Genomic DNA, 22,830 nt, shown 5'->3' on the forward strand with positions numbered 1-22,830 from the left:
CACCTGTAGGAGCGTAGTGTCAGACCGAGGCCAACACCAAATGCATGTAGCGCTTGAGTATCTCAAGCATCTCTTCACCGGTCAGCGGGTCCAGACCGCCAAGCAGGCCCTGATACTCCATCCGACCGATAATCGCCGTCAACACTTTGGCATCCTGTTGCGGCTCGCGGGAGCCCAATACCTGGAAAAACTGCCCGGTGCCCTGCAACAGAATCTGCTGATGGGAACGCACCAGTTCGGCCAGGCGCGGGTTGAGCAAGGCTTCCTGACGAAACGCCTGCTCCGCCATCAGGTACTCGCGACGATTGGTCAGCTGACGCATGACGTAATCGGCGGTCAGCCGCGCAATATCGTCGGCCAGTTGCGAACGTGACTCAGGGCTGCCATCACCGTAAGCGACCATCTCGCGCAGCAGGCCCTCATTGCGCACCCACAGCTTGCCCATGAACGCCGCGCTGCGCTCCACGTATTGGGCGAAGGTGTCGGTGAGCAGGTCATCGATATCCTTGAAGTAATAGGTGGTGGCCGACAACGGCACGCCCGCCTCCGCCGCCACTGCGCGATGGCGCACCGCACGCACGCCGTCACGCACGACGATGCGCATCGCCGCATCGAGAATGTCTTGCCGGCGTTGCTCGCTGCCCCGGCGACTGGCCTTGCGGCCCTGGTACTGGACACTTTCAGCCACGGCAGCAGCAATGCCGGCGGCGCCTTCTTGAGCCATTACGCGGTTCACCACACACATCCTTGAATAGATCAAAATCTGGCGCTGTTCGCTTGACGCTTATTTACGCCCCATAAAAAAGCCGCCTTATAAAAGGCGGCTTCGGACTTCGCTACGGTTACGCTTGTGGCCGCATGTGCGGGAACAAGATCACATCGCGGATCGACGGCGAGTTGGTCAATAACATCACCAGACGGTCGATGCCGATACCCTCACCCGCCGTCGGCGGCATACCGTACTCCAGAGCACGGACGAAGTCGGCGTCGTAGTGCATGGCTTCGTCGTCGCCGGCATCCTTGTCGGCCACCTGGGCCATGAAGCGCTCGGCCTGGTCTTGTGCGTCGTTAAGCTCGGAATAAGCGTTGGCGATTTCGCGGCCACCGATGAACAGCTCGAAACGGTCAGTGACGTTCGGGTTTTCGTCGTTGCGACGGGCCAGCGGCGACACTTCGAACGGGTACTGGGTGATGAAATGCGGCTGTTCCAGCTTGTGCTCCACCAGCTCTTCGAAAATCATCACCTGCAGTTTGCCCAGGCCTTCGAAGCCTAGCACCTTGGCACCGGCTTTCTTGGCAATGGCACGTGCCTTGTCGATGTCGTTCAGGTCGTCAGCGGTCAATTCAGGGTTGTACTTGAGGATCGAATCGAACACCGACAGGCGCACGAACGGCTCGCCGAAGTGGAACACCTTATCGCCGTACGGTACGTCGGTGCTGCCGAGGACCAACTGCGCCAGCTCGCGGAACAGTTCTTCGGTCAGGTCCATGTTGTCTTCGTAGTCGGCGTAAGCCTGGTAGAACTCCAACATGGTGAATTCCGGGTTGTGACGGGTCGAAACGCCTTCGTTACGGAAGTTGCGGTTGATCTCGAACACTTTTTCGAACCCGCCCACAACCAGTCGCTTGAGGTACAGCTCGGGCGCGATGCGCAAGAACATTTCCATGTCCAGCGCGTTGTGGTGGGTTTCGAACGGCTTGGCTGCGGCGCCGCCAGGAATGGTCTGCAGCATCGGCGTTTCGACTTCGAGGAAGTCGCGTTTCATCAGGAAGCTGCGGATATGCGCGATGACTTGCGAACGTACGCGGAAGGTCTGGCGCACGTCTTCGTTGACGATCAGGTCAACGTAGCGCTGGCGGTAGCGCTGTTCGGTGTCGGTCAGGCCGTGGTGCTTGTCCGGCAGTGGGCGCAGGGACTTGGTCAGCAGGCGCACGTTGGTCATTTCAACGTACAGGTCACCCTTGCCGGAACGGGCCAGGGTACCTTCGGCGGCGATGATGTCACCCATGTCCCAGGTTTTCACCGCGGCCAGGGTTTCTTCGGACAACGTCTTGCGGTTGACGTAGACCTGGATGCGCCCGGTCATGTCCTGGATCACCAGGAACGAGCCACGGTTGAGCATGATGCGACCGGCAACCTTGACCGGGATCGCAGCCTCTGCCAGCTCTTCCTTGGTCTTGTCCGCGTACTGTTTCTGCAGGACATCGCAGTAGTTGTCGCGGCGGAAGTCGTTGGGGAAGGCATTGCCCTTGGCGCGCTCGGCAGCAAGCTTTTCCTTGCGCAGCGCGATCAGGGAGTTTTCTTCCTGTTGCAGGGCTTGCGGGTCGAGTTGTTGGTCGCTCATGTCTTTAGATTTTCCATCAGGTTCGTTGTCCCCGGCCCGCGGCCGGGGATCGCCGGGCAAGGACTAGACGTCCCCCCGGCTCCTACAAAGGCTGTTACAGGCCCGATTTCAGGCTGGCTTCCAGGTATTCGTCAATGTCACCGTCGAGCACCTTGTCACAGTCGCTGCGTTCGATGTTAGTGCGCAGATCCTTGATCCGCGACGCATCGAGCACATACGAACGGATCTGGTGGCCCCAGCCGATATCCGACTTGGTGTCCTCCAGCGCCTGGGAAGCGGCGTTGCGTTTCTGCATTTCCTGCTCGTACAACTTGGCCCGCAGCATTTTCATGGCGGTGTCCTTGTTCGCGTGCTGGGAACGTTCGTTCTGGCAGCTGACCACGGTGTTGGTCGGTACGTGGGTGATACGTACGGCCGAGTCGGTGGTGTTTACGTGCTGACCACCGGCACCGGAGGAGCGATAGGTATCGATCCGCAAGTCGGCCGGGTTGATCTCGATTTCCACCTTGTCATCGATCTCTGGCGAGACGAATACCGCAGAAAACGAGGTATGGCGGCGGTTGCCGGAGTCGAACGGGCTCTTGCGCACCAGGCGGTGCACGCCGATCTCGGTACGCAGCCAGCCAAAGGCGTATTCGCCCTTGATGTGCACGGTCGCGCCCTTGATACCGGCGACTTCACCCGCCGACAGTTCCATGATGGTTGCGTCGAAACCGCGTTTGTCGGCCCAGCGCAGGTACATGCGCAACAGGATGTTGGCCCAGTCCTGGGCTTCGGTGCCGCCGGAACCGGCCTGGATATCCAGGTAGGCGTTGTTCGGGTCCATTTCGTGACTGAACATGCGGCGGAATTCGAGCTTGGCGAGGTTTTCCTCGAGACGGGCCAGCTCGGCGACGACATCGCCCACTGCGCCTTCGTCGTTCTCTTCGACGGCCATGTCCAACAGGTCACGGCAATCGGCCAGACCGCTATTCAATTCGTCGAGGGTGTCGACGATCTGCGCCAGCGCAGCGCGCTCGCGGCCCAGTTCCTGGGCGTATTCAGGTTTGTTCCAGACACTCGGATCTTCAAGCTCGCGATTGACTTCCGTCAGACGCTCATGCTTTTGATCGTAGTCAAAGATACCCCCGAATAGTTTCGGAGCGCTCGGACAGGTCCTTGATGGTGTTAAGGATCGGGTTGATTTCCATGGCGGGCAGCACTCGTTGGCGAACTTTTGAAAGCCGGCGAGTATAACGGCAAACGGGCCGAAACGGCAGCCCGCTTGGCGAAAAGGCGGCCTTTGTACACGACCCGACACCCAAGGAAGATCCAATGTGGGAGCGAGCCCCCTGCCTAAGGATTATTCGATACCGACCTGATTGCGCCCATTATGTTTGGCCGTATACAACCCCTTGTCCGCCGCCATGATGAGTTGCCGATAATCCGTGCCCTGCATCGGCGTCAGGGTCGACAGGCCGATGCTGATGGTCAGGCTCGACCCCTCGGTCGGCGCAATGTGCGGGATTTTCAGCGCCGCCACCGCCATGCGCAGCTTTTCGGCCACCAGTCGGGCACCGCCCGGCGAGGTGTTCGGCAGCACCAGGGCAAACTCTTCACCGCCATAACGCGCCGGCAAATCCGAAGGGCGGCTGCTGGCCTCACGAATGGTGGCAGCGACCTTGCGCAGGGCTTCATCGCCTTCGACATGGCCGAAGTTGTCGTTGTAGCGCTTGAAGAAGTCCACATCGATCATCAGCAGCGAGAGCTGAGTCTGGTCACGCATGGCACGGCGCCACTCCAACTCCAGGTATTCGTCGAAGTGACGGCGGTTGGACAGCCCGGTAAGGCCATCGGAGTTCATCAGGCGTTGCAGCACCAGGTTGGTGTCCAGCAACTGTTGCTGGCTGACCCGCAGCGCACGGTAGGCCGCATCCCGTTGCAACAGGGTCATGTAGGAACGCGAGTGATAGCGAATGCGCGCCACCAGCTCGATGTTGTCCGGCAGTTTCACCAGATAATCGTTGGCACCCGCGGCAAAGGCAGCGCTTTTGATCAGCGGGTCTTCCTTGGTCGACAGCACGATGATCGGGATATTCGCGGTGGCCGGGTGGTTGCGGTATTCGCGAACCAGGGTCAGGCCGTCCAGCCCGGGCATCACCAGGTCTTGCAGGATCACCGTGGGCTTGATGCGAATCGCCTGAGCGATCGCCTGGTGCGGATCGGCGCAAAAGTGGAAGTCGATGTTTTCTTCATGGGCCAGGCCACGTCGCACGGCTTCGCCGATCATCGCCTGGTCGTCAACCAGCAACACCATGGCGGCATTTTCATCGGTTTTGAAGTCGTCGAGCTGTAAATCATTCATGTGCAGTCACCTGAATTACCACCTGCAAGCCAGCAGCACGGGAGGTCTTGATCATTTTGCAAAGACCTCCAGCAATCGGGGCGCAATTCTATCCAGTGGGCGAATTTCAACAGCGGCATCAATCGCCGCCGCAGCTTTGGGCATGCCATACACCGCCGAACTCTGTTGGTCCTGGGCGATGGTCAAATATCCTTGGTCACGCAGTAATTTAAGCCCCTGGGCGCCATCGCGGCCCATGCCGGTCAGCAATACGCCGACGGCATCGCCGTTCCAGTGGCTGGCGACGCTCTCGAAAAACACGTCGATGGAAGGTCGGTAAATCTCGTTTACCGGCTCGGCGGTGTAGGCCAATGTGCCGTTTTTCAGCAGCCGGATGTGGTGGTTGGTCCCGGCCAGCAATACCACGCCGCTTTGCGGCGGTTCACCCTCGCAGGCCAGGCGCACCGGCAAGCCGGACGCACTGCTCAGCCACTCGGCCATACCGGCGGCGAACACCTGGTCCACATGCTGCACCAGCACGATGGCAGCGGGAAAGTCCCGCGGCAAGCCCTTGAGCAGAGTTTCCAGGGCCGCCGGCCCTCCCGCCGATGACCCGATGGCCACCAGGCTCTGGCGCTTGCCGGTAGCACGTTGGGGCGTGGTTTCGGCGCGCACGCGACTGCCGCGCTGACCGATCAGCCAGCCGATATTGAGGATCTTGCGCAGCAACGGCGCCGCTGCATCCTTGGGGTTTCCTACGCCCAGCGCCGGCGTGTCCACCACATCCAGGGCCCCATGGCCCATGGCTTCGAACACGCGGCTGACGTTGGCCTGGCGGTCCACCGTGACGATCAGGATCGGGCACGGTGTTTCGGCCATGATCTGACGGGTGGCTTCCACGCCATCCATCACCGGCATGATCAGGTCCATCAGGATCAGGTCCGGGGTCAGTTCGGCACAACGTTGCACGGCCTCCAGACCGTTGCCGGCCACCCACACCACTTCATGGGCAGGCTCGAAACCCAGTGCACGGCGCAGCGCCTCCACCGCCAGGGGCATGTCATTGACGATCGCAATCCTCATGCCCGGGCCCCTCCAATCAGTTCAACCACGGCGTCGAGCAAAGCGTCATCATGAAAACTGGCTTTGGCCAGATAATAGTCGGCGCCGGCGTCCAGTCCACGGCGCCGGTCTTCTTCGCGGTCCTTGTACGACACCACCATCACCGGCAACGATTGCAGGCGACTGTCACGGCGCAGGAGTGTGACCAATTCAATACCGTCCATACGAGGCATATCAATGTCAGTGATAAGCAGGTCGAAGTCTTCGGAGCGCAGTGCGTTCCAGCCGTCCATGCCGTCGACTGCGACGGCCACTTCATATCCGCGGTTCAGTAACAATTTACGTTGCAGTTCACGCACGGTCAGCGAGTCGTCCACCACCAGCACCCGCTTGCGTGGGGCTTCAGTGGCCTGTTGACTGCGCCTCGCGATACGCTCCAGGCGGCCGGTGTTGAGCAGTTTGTCCACCGAACGCAGCATGTCTTCGACGTCGACGATCAATACCACCGAACCATCATCCAGCAAGGCACCGGCGGAGATGTCCTGGACCTTGCCCAGGCGATCATCCAGCGGCAACACCACCAGGGTACGCTCACCGATGAAACGCTCCACCGCAATGCCATACACCGCATCGCGTTCGCGTATGACCACGACTTTCAAGGTCGCGTCATTGCTTTGCGCCGCCGGGCGCTGCAACAACTGGCTGGCAGCAACCAGGCCGACGTGCCGCCCCTCATGCCAGAAATGCTGACGGCCTTCCAGCTGGACGATGTCGTCCGGTGACAGGTCGCACATGCGCTCAATATGCGCCAGCGGGAAGGCGTAGGCTTCGTCGCCGACTTCCACCACGAGGCTGCGCACTACCGACAGGGTCAACGGCACTTCCAGATGAAAGCGACTGCCCTGCCCCGCCGCCTGCTCCAGCACCACCGCGCCGCGCAATTGCCGGACCATGTGCTGCACCGCATCCAGGCCCACGCCGCGGCCGGACACTTCGGTCACTTTGTCGCGCAGGCTGAAACCGGGCAGGAACAGGAACGTCAGCAGTTCCTCCTCGCTCAAGCGCAGGGCGGTTTCCGGCGGTGACAGGTGTCGGTCGACGATAGCGCCGCGCAGGCGCTCAAGGTCGACCCCATTGCCGTCATCGCTCAGTTCCAGCACCAGCAAACCCGCCTGATGGGAGGCACGCAGGCGGATCAGACCTTCAGCCGGCTTGCCCGCCAGGATACGCTGCTCGGGCATTTCGATGCCGTGGTCGACGGCATTGCGCAGCAAATGGGTGAGCGGCGCTTCAAGCTTTTCCAGCACGTCGCGGTCGACCTGGGTCTTTTCCCCTTCGATTTCCAGGCGCACCTGCTTGCCCAGGCTGCGGCCGAGGTCGCGGACCATACGCGCCTGCCCGGCCAGCACGTCGGCAAATGGTCGCATGCGGCAGGCCAGCGCCGTGTCGTAAAGCACCTGGGCGCGCTGCCCGGCCTGCCAGCCGAACTCATCCAGTTCGACGATCTTTTCCGCCAGCAGGGCCTGGGCTTCGCTCAGCAAACGGCGGGTATCGGCCAGCGCCTCCTGGGCCTCAAGGTTCAAATCCAGGGCCCTGAGCTGACCGTCCAGCGCATCCAGTGCGCGTGCGCCGTTGCTCTGGATGCGCTTGAGGCGCTGCATGCTCACCAGGTAAGGCTTGAGCCGCTGGGTTTCCACCAGGGACTTACTGGACAGGTCCAACAGACTGTTCAGACGCTCGGCGGTCACGCGCAGCACGCGCTCACCACCCTCGGTCATGGGTTTGCTCTGGCGCGGCAACGCTGGCTCAGGGTCGGGGGCAAGCTCTTCAAGTATTGGCGCCGGGACAGGTTCGGGCGGTGGCGCGACCTTGGCAATCGGCTGCGACGGATCGAGCAGGCGCTCCATCAACGCCACATAGGCGTCTATATCCGCCGCCCCCACGTCATTGCCGGGAGTGGCGATGCGCATCAGCAAGTCGGTGCCCTGCAGGAGTGCGTCGATATGCTCGGGTTGCAGGTACAGCCGGCTTTCCTGGGCGCTGACCAGGCAATCCTCCATGACGTGGGCCACGCTGACCCCGGCGTCCACTCCGACGATGCGCGCCGCGCCCTTGAGCGAATGGGCGGCGCGCATGCAAGCTTCAAGCTGGTCGGCCTGGGTCGGGTTACGCTCCAGGGCCAACAGGCCCGCGCTCAATACCTGGGTCTGCGCATCGGCTTCCAGGCTGAACAGCTCCAGCAATGAGGCATCGCGCATCTGATCGGGGGTCATGTGAGGCTCCGGGTCACGGCAGACAGCAATTGCGCCTCGTCCAGCCACCGCAGGCTGCGGCCCTTCCACTGCAACACACCCTGGGTGTAGCGCCCACTGGCCTGGGTGCCGGAGGCGGACGCCGCCTTCAGGGCGCGCTCATCGATGGCGTGGATGCCGTCGACTTCATCCACCGGCACCACCACCGGCCCGTCCTGCGCGGCGATGATCAACATGCGCGGCATGATGCGCCCGCCCGGCGCGCCATTAGGGGTGACGTCCAGGCCGAGCAGTTCCACCAGCGACAGGCACGCCACCAGCGCGCCGCGCACATTGGCCACGCCGAGCAGCGCACGTGAGCGCTGGTGCGGCAGGGAATGGATCGGTTGCAGCGGTGCCACCTCCACCAGGCAACGAGTGGCGATGCCCAGCCATTCTTCGCCGAGGCGGAACATCAGCAGGGAGCGGGTCACCACTTTTTCGTCGACTGCGACGGCGGCCATCGCATGACGATCGTCCTGCTGCAAGGCATAGCGGTCGAGCAAGCGCGTGGCGGCGGCGGAATACACCGAGCAGTTACGGCAGTGAATATGTTCGGCCAGCAGGGGGCACGACTTGTCGCCATGGATGCCGATACGGTTCCAGCAATCGTCGATGGCCTGGGTGTCGGTCAGCGTCAGGTCAAGGCCTACGGTATCGAGCGCATCAGGGGTACTCATCGTTTGGACTCACTGTCAGCTCGCTCGCTACGGGCGGCCCGCGCCTGCAAACGGCGCGCCCCCGCACTGTCACCCTGGGACTCAAGCAACGCGGCCAGGTGCATCAGGGCCTGCGGATGCTGCGGTTCCAGGTATAGGGCTTTTCGATAATACCCCTGGGCCTCCAAGGCGCTGCCGGCCACATCACTGAGCAACCCCAGCCAATAGAACACTTGGGCGGCCGGTGGGTGGTTGCTCAAATAGTGTTCGCAGGCAGCGCGGGCTTCAGTGCTTTTGCCCTCGTTGGCCAGGGTGGCGATCCGGTTGAGCAAATCGCCTGCGTCTGTCTGGGGTGCCTTGATCGGCAGCGCCGGGGCAGTGACCGTACTGAACGGGCGCGGTTTGGGTGGGACCGGGACTGCGCGGCGTTGCGGCACCGGCACCGACACGGGCACAAAAACGGGCTCCGGCGCGACCGGCCCCACGTGCCGGCTGAAGGCAAAGGACTGTGGTACGCCAATCGACCGCATACCGTGGCGCCCCAGCAAGCTGCCTTCAGCCGGGCCGATAAACAGCACGCCATCCACATGGGTCAAGCCCTTGAGCACATCGAAGACCTGCTTCTGGGTCGGCTGGTCGAAGTAGATCAGCAAGTTGCGGCAGAACACGAAGTCGTAGGTTGGCTCATTTGCCAGCAACGCAGGGTCCAGCAGGTTTCCGACTTGCAGACGCACCTGTTCACGCACCCGATCGGCAATGTGGTAACCGTCGGCCTGCGCAACGAAGTGGCGTTGGCGAAACTCCAGGTCGCCTCCTCGAAAGGAATTCTTTCCATACACCCCGCGCCGCGCCCGCTCTACCGATAACGGGCTGACGTCCATGCCCTGTACCTTGAACTGGTGCGGGGCCAGGCCGGCATCGAGCAAGGCCATGGCAATCGAATAGGGTTCTTCGCCGGTTGAACACGGCAGGCTGAGAATGCGCAATGCGCGCAGTTGGTTGATCTCGACCAGGCGCGCCTTGGCCAGGCGGGCCAAGGTGGCAAATGACTCGGGGTAACGGAAAAACCACGTCTCGGGGACGATCACCGCCTCGATCAACGCCTGCTGTTCTTCATGGGAGCGTTGCAGTTGCTGCCAGTAGTGCTCCAGCGTGGCCGCCTGCACGGCCTGGCTACGCTGGCGCACGGCGCGCTCGATAATGGCCTCGCCCACCGATGCGACGTCCAGGCCAATGCGTTCTTTGAGGAAAGTAAAGAAACGTGGGTCGCTGCTCATAGGCTCAGCTCGGCAGAAAATAGCAAAGCGCGGACCTCAGCGGTCAACAGGTCGTCCACACCAATCCACTGCGTCAAGCCCTGGGCGTCTTCACGCACCGGCCCCAAGTAAGGCGCCTGCCGATTGTCGAGGCCGTAAGGCTGGAATTCGGCAGGGTCGCAACGCAGCGTATCGGTGGCTTGCTCCAGGATCAGCCCCAGCCAACGTGGCTCGATCCAGGGCTGCGGCTGGTAGTTGACCAGCACCAGCCGAGTGCTGGTCCGCGCCTGGGCTGCGGTGCCGAAGGTCAGCGCACTGAGGTCGATCACCGGCACCAGCGCCCCGCGATGGGCAAATATGCCTGCCACCCACAGCGGCGCATGAGCGATGGGCTTGAGTGGCAGGCGCGGCAGCACCTCGGCCACTTCCGTGGCCTTGAGGGCATAACGTTCATTACCGATGTGAAACATCAGGAACAACGCCTTTTTCGCTGCCGGGACGGCGCCGCGTTTAGCCGCGAAGTCGCTCATCAGACTTTGAAACGCGATACGCCGCTGCGCAGACCGACCGCAACCTGGCTCAATTCATCAATGGCGAAACTGGCCTGGCGCAGAGATTCGACCGTCTGGCTACTGGCATCGCCCAGTTGCACCAGCGCGTGGTTGATCTGCTCAGCACCGGTGGCCTGGGCCTGCATGCCTTCGTTGACCATCAACACCCGCGGCGCCAGGGCCTGTACCTGGTGGATGATCTGCGACAGCTGTTCGCCGACCTGTTGCACTTCGAACATGCCACGGCGCACTTCTTCAGAGAACTTGTCCATGCCCATCACGCCCGCCGACACCGCCGACTGGATCTCGCGCACCATCTGTTCGATGTCGTACGTGGCCACGGCGGTCTGGTCAGCCAGACGGCGCACTTCGGTGGCAACCACAGCAAAGCCGCGTCCGTACTCACCGGCTTTCTCGGCTTCGATGGCCGCGTTGAGCGACAACAGGTTGGTCTGGTCGGCAACCTTGACGATGGTCACCACCACCTGGTTGATGTTGCCGGCCTTCTCGTTGAGGATCGCCAGCTTGGCGTTGACCAGGTCAGCGGCCCCCATCACCGAGTGCATGGTTTCTTCCATACGCGCCAGCCCTTGCTGGCCGGAGCCGGCAGCGACTGAAGCCTGGTCGGCGGCAGTGGACACTTCGGTCATGGTACGGACCAGGTCCCTGGACGTTGCGGCGATCTCGCGGGAGGTCGCGCCGATTTCAGTGGTCGTTGCAGCCGTTTCAGTGGCGGTCGCCTGTTGCTGCTTGGAGGTCGCGGCGATCTCGGTCACCGAGGTGGTCACCTGCACCGACGAGCGCTGGGCCTGAGACACCAGGGCCGTCAGCTCAGTCATCATGTCGTTGAAGCCGGTTTCGACTGCGCCGAACTCGTCCTTGCGCTCCAGGTTCAGGCGTTTGCTCAGGTCACCGTCACGCATGGTGCCCAGGATCGAAACAATGCGCTGCATCGGCGCCATGATCGCGCGCATCAACAGCAGGCCACAGAGGGCGGCAGCGAGAATGGCCAGCGCCAGCGACACGAACATACTGATTTTCGCGGCCGCTACGGCGTCATCAATCGCGTTGGTTGCATGGTCGGCGACATTTTTGTTTTCGGTAATGATGTCATTGAGCTTCATGCGGCCTGCGGTCCAGGCCGGGGTCATTTCGGTGTCGAACAGCTTGCGCGCAGCGGCGACATCATTGTTTTGCAAGCGCTCAACTACCGTGGCCAGGGCCTTGTTGTAAATCTGGTGCTCGGCTTCGAATTTATCGAACTCGGCCTGATCGTCACCCCCGTTGACGGTGGCCTGATAGTTGGCCATCTGTTGCAGGATGCGCGCTTCGAAGGACTTGAAGGCAGCCTTGTCGGCGTCGGTCAGCCCCTTGTTTTCACGCAAGCCGATGATTTCCAGGATATGCAGGTAACTGTCGACCCAGGCACTGCGAATCATCGAACTGAGGTAAACCCCTGGCACCGCGTCGTCACGAACCGCGACTTCACTGGTTTCGATCTTCAGCAACCGTGAATAGGAGACCACAACCATTAACAGCATGATGGCGATAATGACCGCAAAGCTAGCCAAAATCCTTTGGCGCAAGGTCCAGTTCTTCACAGTAATTCCTCGAAGGCCCATTCAAATGCAGGGGAGTATAGCTGAGCAGATGCCGGCGTTTATCAACAGCTTGTGATGACGTGTCCACAGAATGCACATGCGGAAGGGGGCCTGCTTGCGAGCGTGGTGGGTCAGTTCCGGATAATCCGACTGACACGCCACACTTGCAAGCAAGCCCCCTCCCCCAGTTTGATCGGTGCCTGCTGGTATTTATGCGTTCAGCCGCACCTGCTTTTCCAACTCAGCCTTCAAGCCTGGCTCAAGTTTCAATTGGCGGGCCAGTTCGTCGAGGTAGGCTTTTTCCATGAAGTTTTCTTCGTCGACCAACATCACACTGGCGATGTACATCTCCGCGGCCATTTCCGGCGTGACGGCCGAGCGGGCGACGTCGGTAGGATCGAGCGGTTTGTTGAGCTCGGCGTGCAGCCAGCTTTGTAGCTCGGCGTCGTTATCCAGCCTGGTGAATTCCCCTTCGATCAGCGCCCGCTCGCGCTCATCGATATGCCCGTCGGCCTTGGCGGCCGCGACCAATGCCTTGAGGATGCCCTGGCTGTGCTGCTCGACCTGGGCCGGCGGCAGGCGATCGATGGTTTGCGGTTCGGTTTGCGGTGCGCCGGCCTGCTGCGCCTGCCAGTTACCGTAGGCCTTGTAGGCAATCACACCGAGCGCCGCCAACCCTCCGTAGGTCAAGGCCTTGCCGCCAAACTTGCGGGCTTTTTTGTTCCCCAGCAACAGGCCCATGGCGCCCGCCGCCAGGGCACCACCGCCCGCGCCACCCAGCAGGCTGCCAAGGCCACCACCGCCGAGCAAACCGCCCAGGGCACTTTTATTGTCCTGTTGACGTTGGCCACCAGCCTTGTTTTGCAACATATCCTGGCCAGACTTGAGCAACTGATCGAGCAATCCACGGGTATTCATTCGCAGCCTCCAGACATTTGGGTTCGTAGCACCAATAGGCTCACAGCGTAAAACTAAGTACCAAAAAGCCACGAGCTAGAGTGCTTCCAGATGTAACGCCAGATACAAAGAGAGCGGCACCGCAGAAACGCTTTGTTTCACATGCAAAGCCATCATCCAGCCATCAATCAATTTTCCTGGCTCATCGAACCGCTTAAGCTATCCAGCGTCTGTTTATTGTCCGTAGCGTTTGGCCGAAGGCATGTCCGAACCGTTATTTCTAATCCAGCACGCGCCAGGGCCGGCGCGGGATTTGCTCACGACAGGTTGTCTCTATGCTCCGCAGGAATTTGCTCAAAGCATCCATGGCCATTGCGGCTTACACCGGTTTGTCGGCCAGCGGCCTGATGGCCGCCCAGGCTTGGGCCGGCAACCGCGCGGCCGATGGCAAGGCCGTGGCCTTCGATTTCGAGTCGCTCAAGGCCCAGGCCAAACAACTCGCCGGGGCTGCCTACAAAGACACCAAACAGGTGCTGCCGCCGACCCTGGCGACCATGACGCCGCAGAATTTCAACGCCATCGGCTACGACGGCAACCATTCGCTGTGGAAGGAATTGAACGGCCAGCTCGACGTGCAGTTCTTCCACGTCGGCATGGGTTTCAAGACCCCCGTGCGCATGCACAGCGTTGATCCCAAGACCCGTGAGGCCCGCGAAGTGCATTTCCGCCCTTCGCTGTTCAACTATTCCAAAACGTCTGTGGACACCCAACAGTTGACCGGTGACCTGGGCTTCTCCGGTTTCAAGCTGTTCAAGGCGCCCGAACTGGACCGGCATGACGTGCTGTCGTTCCTCGGCGCCAGCTACTTCAGAGCTGTGGACTCCACCGGCCAATACGGCCTTTCCGCACGCGGACTGGCGATTGATACCTACGCGAAAAAGCGCGAGGAATTCCCCGACTTCACGCAGTTCTGGTTCGAAACGCCGGACAAGGACGCCACGCGCTTTGTGGTCTACGCCTTGCTCGACTCGCCGAGCGCCACCGGGGCCTACCGCTTCGATATCGACTGCCAGGCCAACCAGGTGGTGATGGCCATCGATGCGCATATCAATGCGCGCACCAGCATCGAACAACTGGGCATCGCACCGATGACCAGCATGTTCAGTTGCGGCACTCATGAGCGCCGGATGTGCGACACCATTCACCCGCAAATCCATGACTCGGACCGCCTGGCGATGTGGCGCGGCAACGGTGAGTGGATCTGCCGCCCGCTGAACAACCCGGCCAAACTGCAATTCAACGCATTTGCCGATACCGATCCGAAAGGTTTCGGCCTGGTCCAGACCGACCATGAGTTCGCCAGCTACCAGGACACCGTGGACTGGTACAGCAAGCGTCCGAGCCTGTGGGTCGAACCCACTACGCAATGGGGTGAAGGCTCGATTGACCTGCTGGAAATCCCCACCACCGGCGAAACCCTGGACAACATCGTGGCCTTCTGGACCCCGAAAAAGCCCGTCGCCGCCGGCGACTCGCTCAACTATGGCTACAAGCTCTACTGGAGCGCCTTGCCACCGGTAAGCACACCGTTGGCGCAAGTCGACGCCACACGCTCAGGCATGGGTGGTTTTACCGAGGGTTGGGCACCGGGCGAGCACTACCCTGAAGTGTGGGCACGTCGGTTTGCCGTGGACTTCAAGGGTGGCGGCCTGGACCGATTGCCGGCCGGCACCGGAATCGAGCCGGTGGTGACCTGCTCCCACGGGGAAGTGAAAGACTTCAGCGTGCTGGTGCTCGACAACATCAAGGGTTACCGCATTCTGTTCGACTGGTACCCGACCAGCGACAGCGTGGAGCCGGTGGAACTGCGCCTGTTTATCCGTACCCAGGACCGCACCTTGAGTGAGACCTGGCTGTATCAGTACTTCCCGCCGGCACCGGACAAGCGCAAGTACACCTGACACCGAGGCCCCAGTGTGTGCGGGCTTGCTCGCGAACGCAGTGGATCAGTCACCGGCTGTATTGACTGATAGATCACATTCGCGAGCAAACCCGCTCCAACGCGGTTCCATTGTGTGGCTCAGAACCGCGACACACTCTTCATCGCGCCTATCAAGTACCGCATCGCCACCTGATCGCTCTCGGTCAGGGCGCGGTACTGCTCCAGCAATTGGGCCTCATCCGAGCTCAACCTTTGACCACGCAAAGACATCTTGCGGGTCAGAAAACACACCACCGCACCCGCAACACCATAGGACTTGGCCATGGACTGTTTCTCCTGATATCGATCTAAGACGCTTGGCGCCCATCACCCGCCTTCCCTGGGGCGCAATGCCCTCACGAACAAGCCGACTGACTCCCTGGGCCAGAAATCAGACTTACCTTAAGCGTAGAAACAATCTGCCCCCGTGTGGGATTTTTTTAGAGTAGTAACTTAAATAAATCGCTTCGGTAACAAAGACCTACAGCCCTTTCTCAGGTAATGGCCGATAGAGATGAATGTCGCGCGGCTCCTGCGCAAACAATTCAGGGTCGGGCTGTATCAGCAACAGGCAACCAGGACGCGGGTAAGCGTCCCAAGGTTCAGGCTTGCGTTAAACACGGACAACAAAAAACCCACCGGGTCAGGGTAACGGCAGTCAGTTAAGGCTTTTTGCAGGAGCGAGCTTGCTCGCTCCTACAGATGGCACTTACGTTAACTGACTGGCATTACCGGGCGAGGGTGGGTTTCGGTAGATCAGGTATGGATCAATCCCTCAGATCAGACTCATGGATCGGCTGATCGCGATGGGTCGCCCGTTGGTACTGCGCCGGCCAAGTCGCCTTGCGCCCGCCCAAGTCATCATCGGCATGCAGCGGCCAGTACGGGTCGCGCAGCAGCTCACGGGCCAGGAAGATGATGTCGGCCTGGCAGGTGCGCAGGATATGCTCGGCCTGGGCCGGCTCGGTAATCATGCCAACGGTGCCGGTGGCGATGCCCGACTCTTTGCGCACACGCTCGGCAAAGCGCGTCTGGTAACCGGGGCCGGTGGGGATCTCGGCGTTGGCGGCGGTGCCGCCGGAAGACACGTCGATCAAGTCCACGCCAAGGTCTTTGAGGCGACGCGCCAGCTCCACGGTTTCATCGGGGTTCCAGCCGTCTTCCACCCAGTCGGTGGCCGACACCCGCACAAACAGCGGCAGCTCCTGAGGCCAGACTTCGCGCACGGCCTTGGTCACTTCGAGTACCAGGCGAATGCGGTTTTCAAACGAGCCACCGTAGTGATCCTGACGCTGGTTGCTGATGGGTGACAGGAATTGATGCAGCAGGTAACCGTGGGCAGCGTGGATTTCGACCACTTCAAAACCGGCGGTCAGCGCACGTTTGGCGGCAGCAACAAAGTCGGCGATCACCTGCCGGATCTGTGCTTCGTCCAGTTGCTGGGGCTGCGTGTGATTAGGGTCGAAAGCTATCGGCGATGGGCCTACCGGCACCCAGCCGCCCTCGTGTGGCTTCACGCTACCGTGCTTGCCGATCCACGGCCGGTGCGTGCTGGCTTTGCGCCCGGCATGCGCCAACTGGATGCCCGCTACCGCGCCTTGGGCGGCAATAAACCGCGTGATGCGTTGCAGGGGTTCGATGTGTTCATCCTTCCACAGTCCCAGGTCCTGGGCGGTGATGCGGCCATCGGCCGTCACGGCGGTGGCCTCGGTGAAAATCAGCCCGGCACCGCCGACGGCGCGGCTGCCGAGGTGCACCAGGTGCCAGTCATTGGCCAAGCCGTCCTCCGAGGAGTACTGGCACATCGGCGACACCGCAATACGATTGAGCAGAGTTAATTGGCGCAGTGTGTAGGGTTCGAGCAACTGACTCATGGCGCACCTCTTCTGGGTTCTGTGGGCACTATTCAAACAGTGCTTAGAGCCTAGTCGACAACGGTGGCTTGCATAGGGTTCAGAAGGAAAACGGGAGCCGATTGCCGGCTCCCGTGTCGCAGCAACTTACATTTCGACCTGGGTGCCCAGCTCGATCACCCGGTTCACCGGCAGCTTGAAGAAGCGCAGGTTGCCGTTGGCGTTCTTCAACATGAAGGCAAACAAGCTTTCGCGCCACCGGGCCATGCCCTTGATGCGCGAGGCGATCACCGTCTCGCGGCTGAGGAAGTAGGTGGTGCGCATCGGGCTGAAATCCAGGTCGTCCAGATGGCACAGTTTCAGGGCTTCGGGCACGTCCGGTTCATCGGTAAAGCCGAAATGCAGGATCACCCGGAAGAAGCCTTCCCCGTAGGCGTCCACTTCAAAACGCCGCGATGCGGGCACACGCGGGATATCTTCGTAGACCACCGTCAGCATCACCACCTGCTCATGCAACACCTGGTTATGCAGCAGGTTATGCAACAGCGCATGGGGCACCGCGTCGGGCCGCGCGGTGAGGAACACTGCCGTGCCTTGTACGCGATGAGGCGGCTGCACGCGGATACTGCTGATAAAAATCGGCAGCGGTAGCCCCCCTTCGTCGAGGCGGTCCATCAGCAGCTCTTTACCGCGCTTCCAGGTGGTCATCAGGATAAATAGCACGATCCCCGCCAGCACCGGGAAGGCACCGCCCTGGACGATCTTCGGTACGTTGGCGGCAAAGAACAGGCCGTCCACCAGCAGGAAACCGATCAGCACCGGAATCGCCAGCACCGGAGGCCACTTCCACAGCAGCAGCATCACCGCCGACACCAGGATGCTGGTGATCAGCATCGTACCAGTCACCGCCACCCCGTAGGCCGAGGCCAATGCGTTGGAGGACTCAAAGCCCAGCACCAGCAGGATCACACCGACCATCAGCGACCAGTTCACCGCGCCGATATAGATCTGGCCTTGCTCGGCGCTGGAGGTGTGCTGGATATGCATGCGGGGGATGTAGCCCAATTGGATCGCCTGGCGGGTCAGGGAAAATGCCCCGGAAATCACCGCCTGGGACGCAATTACCGTGGCCAGGGTCGACAGCGCGACCAGTGGGATCAACGCCCAGTCCGGCGCCAGCAGGTAGAACGGGTTACGCGCCGCCTCGGGGTTTTCCAGCAGCAACGCGCCCTGGCCAAAGTAGTTGAGCACCAGCGCCGGCAGCACCAGGGCAAACCAGGCGCGGGCGATCGGCTTACGGCCGAAGTGGCCCATGTCGGCATACAGTGCTTCGGCACCGGTCAAGGCCAATACGACGGCGCCGAGAATTGCCACGCCCATGCCGGGATGGGACACAAAGAAACGCACGCCCCACGCCGGATTCAGCGCATTGAGCACTTCCGGGTGTTGTGCGATGCCGTGGATGCCGAGCCCGGCCAACACCAGGAACCACACCACCATCACCGGCCCGAACAGCTTGCCGATGCGGTCGGTGCCGTGCTTCTGGATCAGGAACAATCCCACCAGCACCACCAGCGACAGCGGCACCACCCAGCGTTCCAGGCCGTCAAAAGCCAGTTCCAGGCCCTCGACCGCCGACAACACCGAGATCGCCGGGGTGATCATGCTGTCGCCGTAGAACAGCGCCGCGCCGATCAAACCGAGGATCACCAGCACCGAGCGCAGTTTCGGATACGGCGACGCCGCCCGACGCGCCAGCGCCGTCAGGGCCATGATGCCGCCCTCGCCCTGGTTGTCGGCGCGCAGGATGAACAGTACATATTTGATCGAGACGACCCAGACCAGCGACCAGAAGATCAGCGCCAGAATGCCGAAGACCCCGTCATGATTGACCTGAACCCCGTAACCGCCAGTGAACACTTCTTTAAGGGTATAGAGCGGGCTGGTACCGATATCGCCGTAAACCACCCCGACCGCCGCCACCAGCATGCCAATCGGCTTTGCGTTGGAATGCCCGGCACCTGCTGCCTGACTACTTGCCTGACCCATCAACCACTCCTGCCCTTTGACCTGAGGTCTCTTATAAACAGCGCATCTAAGCTGACCCTAGCATGCGCTGATTTATTTCTTGTAACAGACGTTTTATTGACCCCGGGGTTTTACCCGTGCGCAACGGCGCGAAGCATAGCGCAGCACTCGTTGTATTTCCCTGCTCAAGTGATTCGAGTGTCTCTTTATGCAGTCTTTATATAGACGTCACTGCAGTTTTGAGCCTTTTTGCCTGCATTGATCACCTTTACGGCCACCCGTATATTTTCGGCCCGGCTCAGTAGTGCTGCCTCAGTGGTCTAAGCGAGAACTCCTTGGCCAACGTACCTGATCAATAAATGCTGATCCCGCATGGCACGCGCCGTCGATACAAAAAATTCAATTATCGACCTGTCTCTTTTAAGGTACATTTCTCATGTACGAAGTGAAACACGTACTGTCAGCCAATGGCGTGGATATCTATCAAGCTTGGCTAGACACCGTGCAAGACACGCGTTCAAAAGCAAGAATCACCACCAGAGTGGATCGAGCGTCCCTTGGTCACTTTGGCATTACCGAGCCCGTAGGCGATGGAGTTTTTGAGATGAAGCTCGATTTCGGACGAGGGTTTCGCGTGTATTACGCAATTCAGGACCGGAAAATTGTTTTCCTGTTGGGCGGTGATTCCAAGACCAGACAGCAAAACGATATCGATCAGGCCAAGGCTCTCTGGAAATCTTACAAGGTGCAGCAAAAATGACCATTCGTACTCGCCCTCATGAAGACAGCGTTCTCGAGATGCTCCGAAACGACGAAGCATTTGCTCTCGAGTATCTATCTGTAGCACTTGAGGAAATCGATGAAGCAGGGGGTGAGGACGCCTTCCTTGTCGCAATCCGCCGAGTGGCGGAGGCTCGTGGTGGGATGCTCAGCTTGTCGCAGAATACGGGGCTCAATAGAGCCAATCTCTACAGATCCATCGCTATCGGTGGCGACCCAAAGCTCTCCACGCTCTTGAAGGTGCTTCAAGCTTTAGGTGTGGGCATGTCTAAAGTTGTTGCACACCGCGCAGAGCAAGACGCACGGGCTTAAGAGCATGGTAAGGGCTGTACGAATTCGCCCAATACAGCACTCGTCGTATTTCCCTGTATAAAGCTGGTCAAGTGCGTTGCCCGTCGCTAGAATTGCGCACTTTTTGATCAGAGGCGCCCCAAGCGCCCGTCTACCGCCTTGTCGCGCCCGACTGGCGGCGTCATTCAATACCGAGGTTAGACATGTCCACCACTCCCGCGACGGCCAATCCCAAGGTCGGCTTTGTTTCCCTGGGTTGCCCGAAGGCGCTCGTAGACTCCGAGCGCATCCTGACGCAACTGCGTATGGAAGGCTATGACGTAGTGTCCACTTATCAGGACGCCGACGTGGTGGTGGTCAATACCTGTGGTTTCATCGACTCGGCCAAGGCTGAGTCCCTGGAAGTGATCGGCGAAGCCATCAAGGAAAACGGCAAGGTTATCGTGACCGGCTGCATGGGCGTGGAAGAGGGCAACATCCGCAACGTGCACCCAAGCGTACTGGCCGTGACCGGCCCGCAGCAGTACGAGCAGGTGGTCAATGCCGTGCACGAAGTGGTGCCGCCCCGCCAGGACCACAACCCGCTGATCGACCTGGTGCCGCCGCAAGGCATCAAGCTCACTCCGCGCCACTACGCCTACCTGAAGATTTCCGAGGGCTGCAACCACAGCTGCAGCTTCTGCATCATCCCCTCGATGCGCGGCAAGCTGGTCAGCCGCCCGGTGGGCGACGTACTCGACGAAGCCCAGCGCCTGGTCAAATCCGGCGTGAAAGAGCTGTTGGTGATCTCCCAGGACACCAGCGCCTACGGCGTCGACGTGAAATACCGCACCGGTTTCTGGAACGGTGCGCCGGTCAAAACCCGCATGACCGAACTGTGCGAAGCCCTCAGCAGCCTGGGCGTGTGGGTGCGCCTGCACTACGTTTACCCGTACCCGCACGTCGACGAACTGATCCCATTGATGGCCGCCGGAAAAATCCTGCCGTACCTGGACATCCCGTTCCAGCACGCCAGCCCGAAAGTACTCAAGGCGATGAAACGCCCGGCCTTCGAAGACAAGACCCTAGCGCGCATCAAGAACTGGCGCCAGATCTGCCCTGAACTGATCATCCGCTCCACTTTCATCGTCGGCTTCCCTGGCGAAACCGAAGAGGACTTCCAGTACCTGCTGGACTGGTTGACTGAAGCGCAGCTGGACCGCGTCGGTTGCTTCCAGTACTCGCCGGTCGAGGGTGCCCCGGCCAACCTGCTGGACCTGGCCGTGGTGCCGGATGACGTCAAGCAGGACCGTTGGGAGCGCTTCATGGCACATCAACAGGCCATCAGCTCGGCGCGCCTGCAACTGCGCATAGGCAAGGAAATCGAAGTACTGATCGACGAAGTCGACGAACAAGGCGCGGTAGGCCGTTGCTTCTTCGATGCGCCCGAGATCGACGGTAACGTATTTATCGACGATGCCAGCGGTTTGAAACCGGGCGACAAGGTCTGGTGCACCGTGACCGACGCCGACGAATACGATTTGTGGGCTGAAAAGCGCGACTGATCAGCGTCTTCGAAATATTTTGAAAAAGCCCCGCCTCTGGACAAGATGCGGGGCTTTTTTAGGTCTATCGTTTGCCCATCGACGCCGATCATCGGCAAGGGGCAGCGGGCATGCGTCAGCATTCGGTTATCCACACACCCAAAAGCAGCGACTACACACACCTGGCGCAGATCTGGGAAGACTCGGTGCGAGCGACCCACGATTTCCTGCCGGACAGTTACATCGTATTACTCAAGGAACTGGTGCTGACGCGCTACCTCGACTCGGTGATGCTGATCTGCACCAAAGACCTGCGCCAACGCATCACCGGGTTTGCCGGAGTGGCGTGCGGCAAGGTCGAGATGCTGTTTATCGCCCCCCAGCACCGCGGCCAGGGCCTGGGCCGCCAGCTGTTGCAATATGCGGTCGAACACCTGAATGCCGACGAATTGGACGTCAACGAGCAGAACCCGCAGGCCCTGGGCTTTTACTTCAAACAAGGGTTCGAGGTGATCGGACGTGCAGAGCATGATGGCCTGGGCCAGCCGTATCCTTTGCTGCGCATGCGTTTGCGTCAGGTGCAGCAACAAGCGCAGCAAGGCTAAATGAAATGGAGCCGGGATTAACCGCGCCCACACAGGTACAATAGCCGCCCCCTTTTGTTACGGCCCTTGTCATGACTGACCCCATACGCCTCTCCAAACGCCTTATCGAACTGGTCGGTTGCTCCCGTCGGGAGGCTGAACTGTTTATCGAAGGCGGCTGGGTCTCGGTGGACGGTGAAGTGATCGACGAACCGCAGTTCAAGGTCACCACCCAAAAGGTCGAACTCGACCCCGAGGCCAAGGCCACCGCCCCGGAGCCGGTAACCATCCTGCTGCACGCCCCTGCCGGCGTGGACACCGAGACGGCCATGGCTTCGATCAGCGCCGAAACCTTGTCAGACGAACACCGCTTCGGCAAACGCCCGCTCAAGGGCCACTTCCTGCGCCTGAGCGCCAGCGCCGACCTGCAAGCCAAGGCCAGCGGCCTGCTGGTGTTTACCCAGGACTGGAAGATTCTGCGCAAGTTGACCGCCGATGCCGCCAAGATCGAGCAGGAATATGTGGTGGAGGTCGAAGGCGACATGGCTGCCCATGGCCTTAACCGCCTGAACCACGGCCTGACTTACAAAGGCAAAGAACTGCCAGCGGTCAAAGCCAGCTGGCAGAACGAAAACCGCTTGCGTTTTGCAATGAAAAACCCGCAACCGGGCGTGATTGCACTGTTCTGCGAAGCGGTCGGCTTGAAAGTCATCGCCATCCGGCGCATCCGCATCGGCGGTGTGTCCATCGGCAAAGTGCCGGTGGGCCAATGGCGTTACCTGTCCGGCAAAGAGAAGTTCTAAGC

At 60.6% G+C, this 22,830-nt stretch carries 20 protein-coding genes; 6 read left to right on the top strand and 14 right to left on the bottom strand.

Features of this window, described 5'->3' with window-relative positions; genetic code table 11:
- Positions 1–19: 19 nt before the first annotated feature.
- From EXW71_RS09730 to EXW71_RS09780, 11 genes are all read right to left on the bottom strand, one after another.
- Entirely contained in the window at positions 20–736 is a 717-nt protein-coding gene (locus tag EXW71_RS09730; protein WP_123714857.1) for a TetR/AcrR family transcriptional regulator, read from the bottom strand.
- 106 nt (positions 737–842) lie between these two features.
- Positions 843–2,345 carry a lysine--tRNA ligase gene (gene lysS / locus EXW71_RS09735; RefSeq protein ID WP_134658281.1) on the bottom strand — a complete coding sequence of 501 codons (1,503 nt, stop codon included), beginning with the start codon at positions 2,343–2,345 and terminating at the stop codon, positions 843–845.
- A 94-nt stretch (positions 2,346–2,439) separates the two neighbouring features.
- Positions 2,440–3,535, bottom strand: a protein-coding gene (gene prfB / locus EXW71_RS09740; protein WP_123714855.1) for a peptide chain release factor 2 whose coding sequence is annotated in 2 segments (ribosomal slippage) — positions 2,440–3,462 and positions 3,464–3,535 — 1,095 coding nt in all. Because the reading frame shifts where the segments join, the coding sequence is not laid out codon by codon here.
- A 152-nt stretch (positions 3,536–3,687) separates the two neighbouring features.
- Positions 3,688–4,689 (bottom strand): PleD family two-component system response regulator, encoded by a 1,002-nt coding sequence (locus EXW71_RS09745; protein ID WP_123714852.1) that lies wholly within the window; start codon positions 4,687–4,689, stop codon positions 3,688–3,690.
- 51 nt (positions 4,690–4,740) lie between these two features.
- Positions 4,741–5,751: a chemotaxis response regulator protein-glutamate methylesterase gene (locus EXW71_RS09750; RefSeq protein WP_123714851.1), complete on the bottom strand. Its 1,011-nt coding sequence runs from the start codon at positions 5,749–5,751 to the stop codon at positions 4,741–4,743.
- Positions 5,748–8,003 carry a hybrid sensor histidine kinase/response regulator gene (locus EXW71_RS09755; RefSeq protein WP_134658283.1) on the bottom strand — a complete coding sequence of 752 codons (2,256 nt, stop codon included), beginning with the start codon at positions 8,001–8,003 and terminating at the stop codon, positions 5,748–5,750. Before EXW71_RS09755 ends, EXW71_RS09750 begins: the two co-directional genes overlap by 4 nt.
- A complete protein-coding gene (locus EXW71_RS09760) occupies positions 8,000–8,701 on the bottom strand; it encodes a chemotaxis protein CheW (RefSeq protein ID WP_134658285.1) in 702 nt (233 codons plus the stop codon). Before EXW71_RS09760 ends, EXW71_RS09755 begins: the two co-directional genes overlap by 4 nt.
- Positions 8,698–9,957, bottom strand: a complete 1,260-nt coding sequence (locus EXW71_RS09765; RefSeq protein ID WP_134658287.1) for a protein-glutamate O-methyltransferase CheR — start codon at positions 9,955–9,957, stop codon at positions 8,698–8,700. Before EXW71_RS09765 ends, EXW71_RS09760 begins: the two co-directional genes overlap by 4 nt.
- Positions 9,954–10,466 carry a chemotaxis protein CheW gene (locus tag EXW71_RS09770; protein WP_123714847.1) on the bottom strand — a complete coding sequence of 171 codons (513 nt, stop codon included), beginning with the start codon at positions 10,464–10,466 and terminating at the stop codon, positions 9,954–9,956. Before EXW71_RS09770 ends, EXW71_RS09765 begins: the two co-directional genes overlap by 4 nt.
- Positions 10,466–12,088 carry a methyl-accepting chemotaxis protein gene (locus EXW71_RS09775; protein ID WP_134658289.1) on the bottom strand — a complete coding sequence of 541 codons (1,623 nt, stop codon included), beginning with the start codon at positions 12,086–12,088 and terminating at the stop codon, positions 10,466–10,468. Before EXW71_RS09775 ends, EXW71_RS09770 begins: the two co-directional genes overlap by 1 nt.
- Positions 12,089–12,298: 210 nt before the next feature.
- A complete protein-coding gene (locus EXW71_RS09780; RefSeq protein WP_134658291.1) occupies positions 12,299–13,006 on the bottom strand; it encodes a tellurite resistance TerB family protein in 708 nt (235 codons plus the stop codon).
- Positions 13,007–13,320: 314 nt separating this feature from the next.
- Here EXW71_RS09780 and EXW71_RS09785 point away from each other — a divergent pair, with 314 nt between their 5' ends.
- Positions 13,321–14,946: a glucan biosynthesis protein D gene (locus EXW71_RS09785; protein ID WP_134658293.1), complete on the top strand. Its 1,626-nt coding sequence runs from the start codon at positions 13,321–13,323 to the stop codon at positions 14,944–14,946.
- Positions 14,947–15,065: 119 nt separating this feature from the next.
- On the opposite strand, the gene EXW71_RS09790 is transcribed toward EXW71_RS09785, so the two are convergent.
- The 3 genes from EXW71_RS09790 to EXW71_RS09805 form a co-directional block, all read right to left on the bottom strand.
- Positions 15,066–15,251, bottom strand: a complete 186-nt coding sequence (locus EXW71_RS09790) for a hypothetical protein (protein ID WP_123714843.1) — start codon at positions 15,249–15,251, stop codon at positions 15,066–15,068.
- 482 nt (positions 15,252–15,733) lie between these two features.
- The gene (locus EXW71_RS09800; protein ID WP_134658295.1) at positions 15,734–16,840 is read right to left on the bottom strand and encodes an NADH:flavin oxidoreductase/NADH oxidase; all 1,107 of its coding nucleotides are present in this window, start codon (positions 16,838–16,840) and stop codon (positions 15,734–15,736) included.
- A 126-nt stretch (positions 16,841–16,966) separates the two neighbouring features.
- Positions 16,967–18,868: a potassium transporter Kup gene (locus EXW71_RS09805; protein WP_123714841.1), complete on the bottom strand. Its 1,902-nt coding sequence runs from the start codon at positions 18,866–18,868 to the stop codon at positions 16,967–16,969.
- Between the two features lie 415 nt (positions 18,869–19,283).
- Between EXW71_RS09805 and EXW71_RS09810 the strand changes: the two genes are divergently transcribed.
- The 5 genes from EXW71_RS09810 (at position 19,284) to EXW71_RS09835 (ending at position 22,828) form a co-directional block, all read left to right on the top strand.
- Positions 19,284–19,607 carry a type II toxin-antitoxin system RelE/ParE family toxin gene (locus tag EXW71_RS09810; RefSeq protein WP_134658297.1) on the top strand — a complete coding sequence of 108 codons (324 nt, stop codon included), beginning with the start codon at positions 19,284–19,286 and terminating at the stop codon, positions 19,605–19,607.
- Positions 19,604–19,939 (top strand): addiction module antidote protein, encoded by a 336-nt coding sequence (locus EXW71_RS09815; RefSeq protein WP_134658299.1) that lies wholly within the window; start codon positions 19,604–19,606, stop codon positions 19,937–19,939. Before EXW71_RS09810 ends, EXW71_RS09815 begins: the two co-directional genes overlap by 4 nt.
- 182 nt (positions 19,940–20,121) lie before the next feature.
- Positions 20,122–21,462, top strand: a complete 1,341-nt coding sequence (rimO, locus tag EXW71_RS09825; protein WP_123714838.1) for a 30S ribosomal protein S12 methylthiotransferase RimO — start codon at positions 20,122–20,124, stop codon at positions 21,460–21,462.
- 110 nt (positions 21,463–21,572) lie between these two features.
- Positions 21,573–22,046 carry a GNAT family N-acetyltransferase gene (locus EXW71_RS09830; protein WP_134658301.1) on the top strand — a complete coding sequence of 158 codons (474 nt, stop codon included), beginning with the start codon at positions 21,573–21,575 and terminating at the stop codon, positions 22,044–22,046.
- A 71-nt stretch (positions 22,047–22,117) separates the two neighbouring features.
- Positions 22,118–22,828, top strand: coding sequence for an rRNA pseudouridine synthase (locus tag EXW71_RS09835; protein ID WP_134658303.1), 711 nt, complete (start codon positions 22,118–22,120; stop codon positions 22,826–22,828).
- Positions 22,829–22,830 lie beyond the last annotated feature (2 nt).

Origin of the sequence: Pseudomonas sp. BCA17, assembly GCF_004519405.1 — a bacterium.
GTDB lineage: Bacteria > Pseudomonadota > Gammaproteobacteria > Pseudomonadales > Pseudomonadaceae > Aquipseudomonas.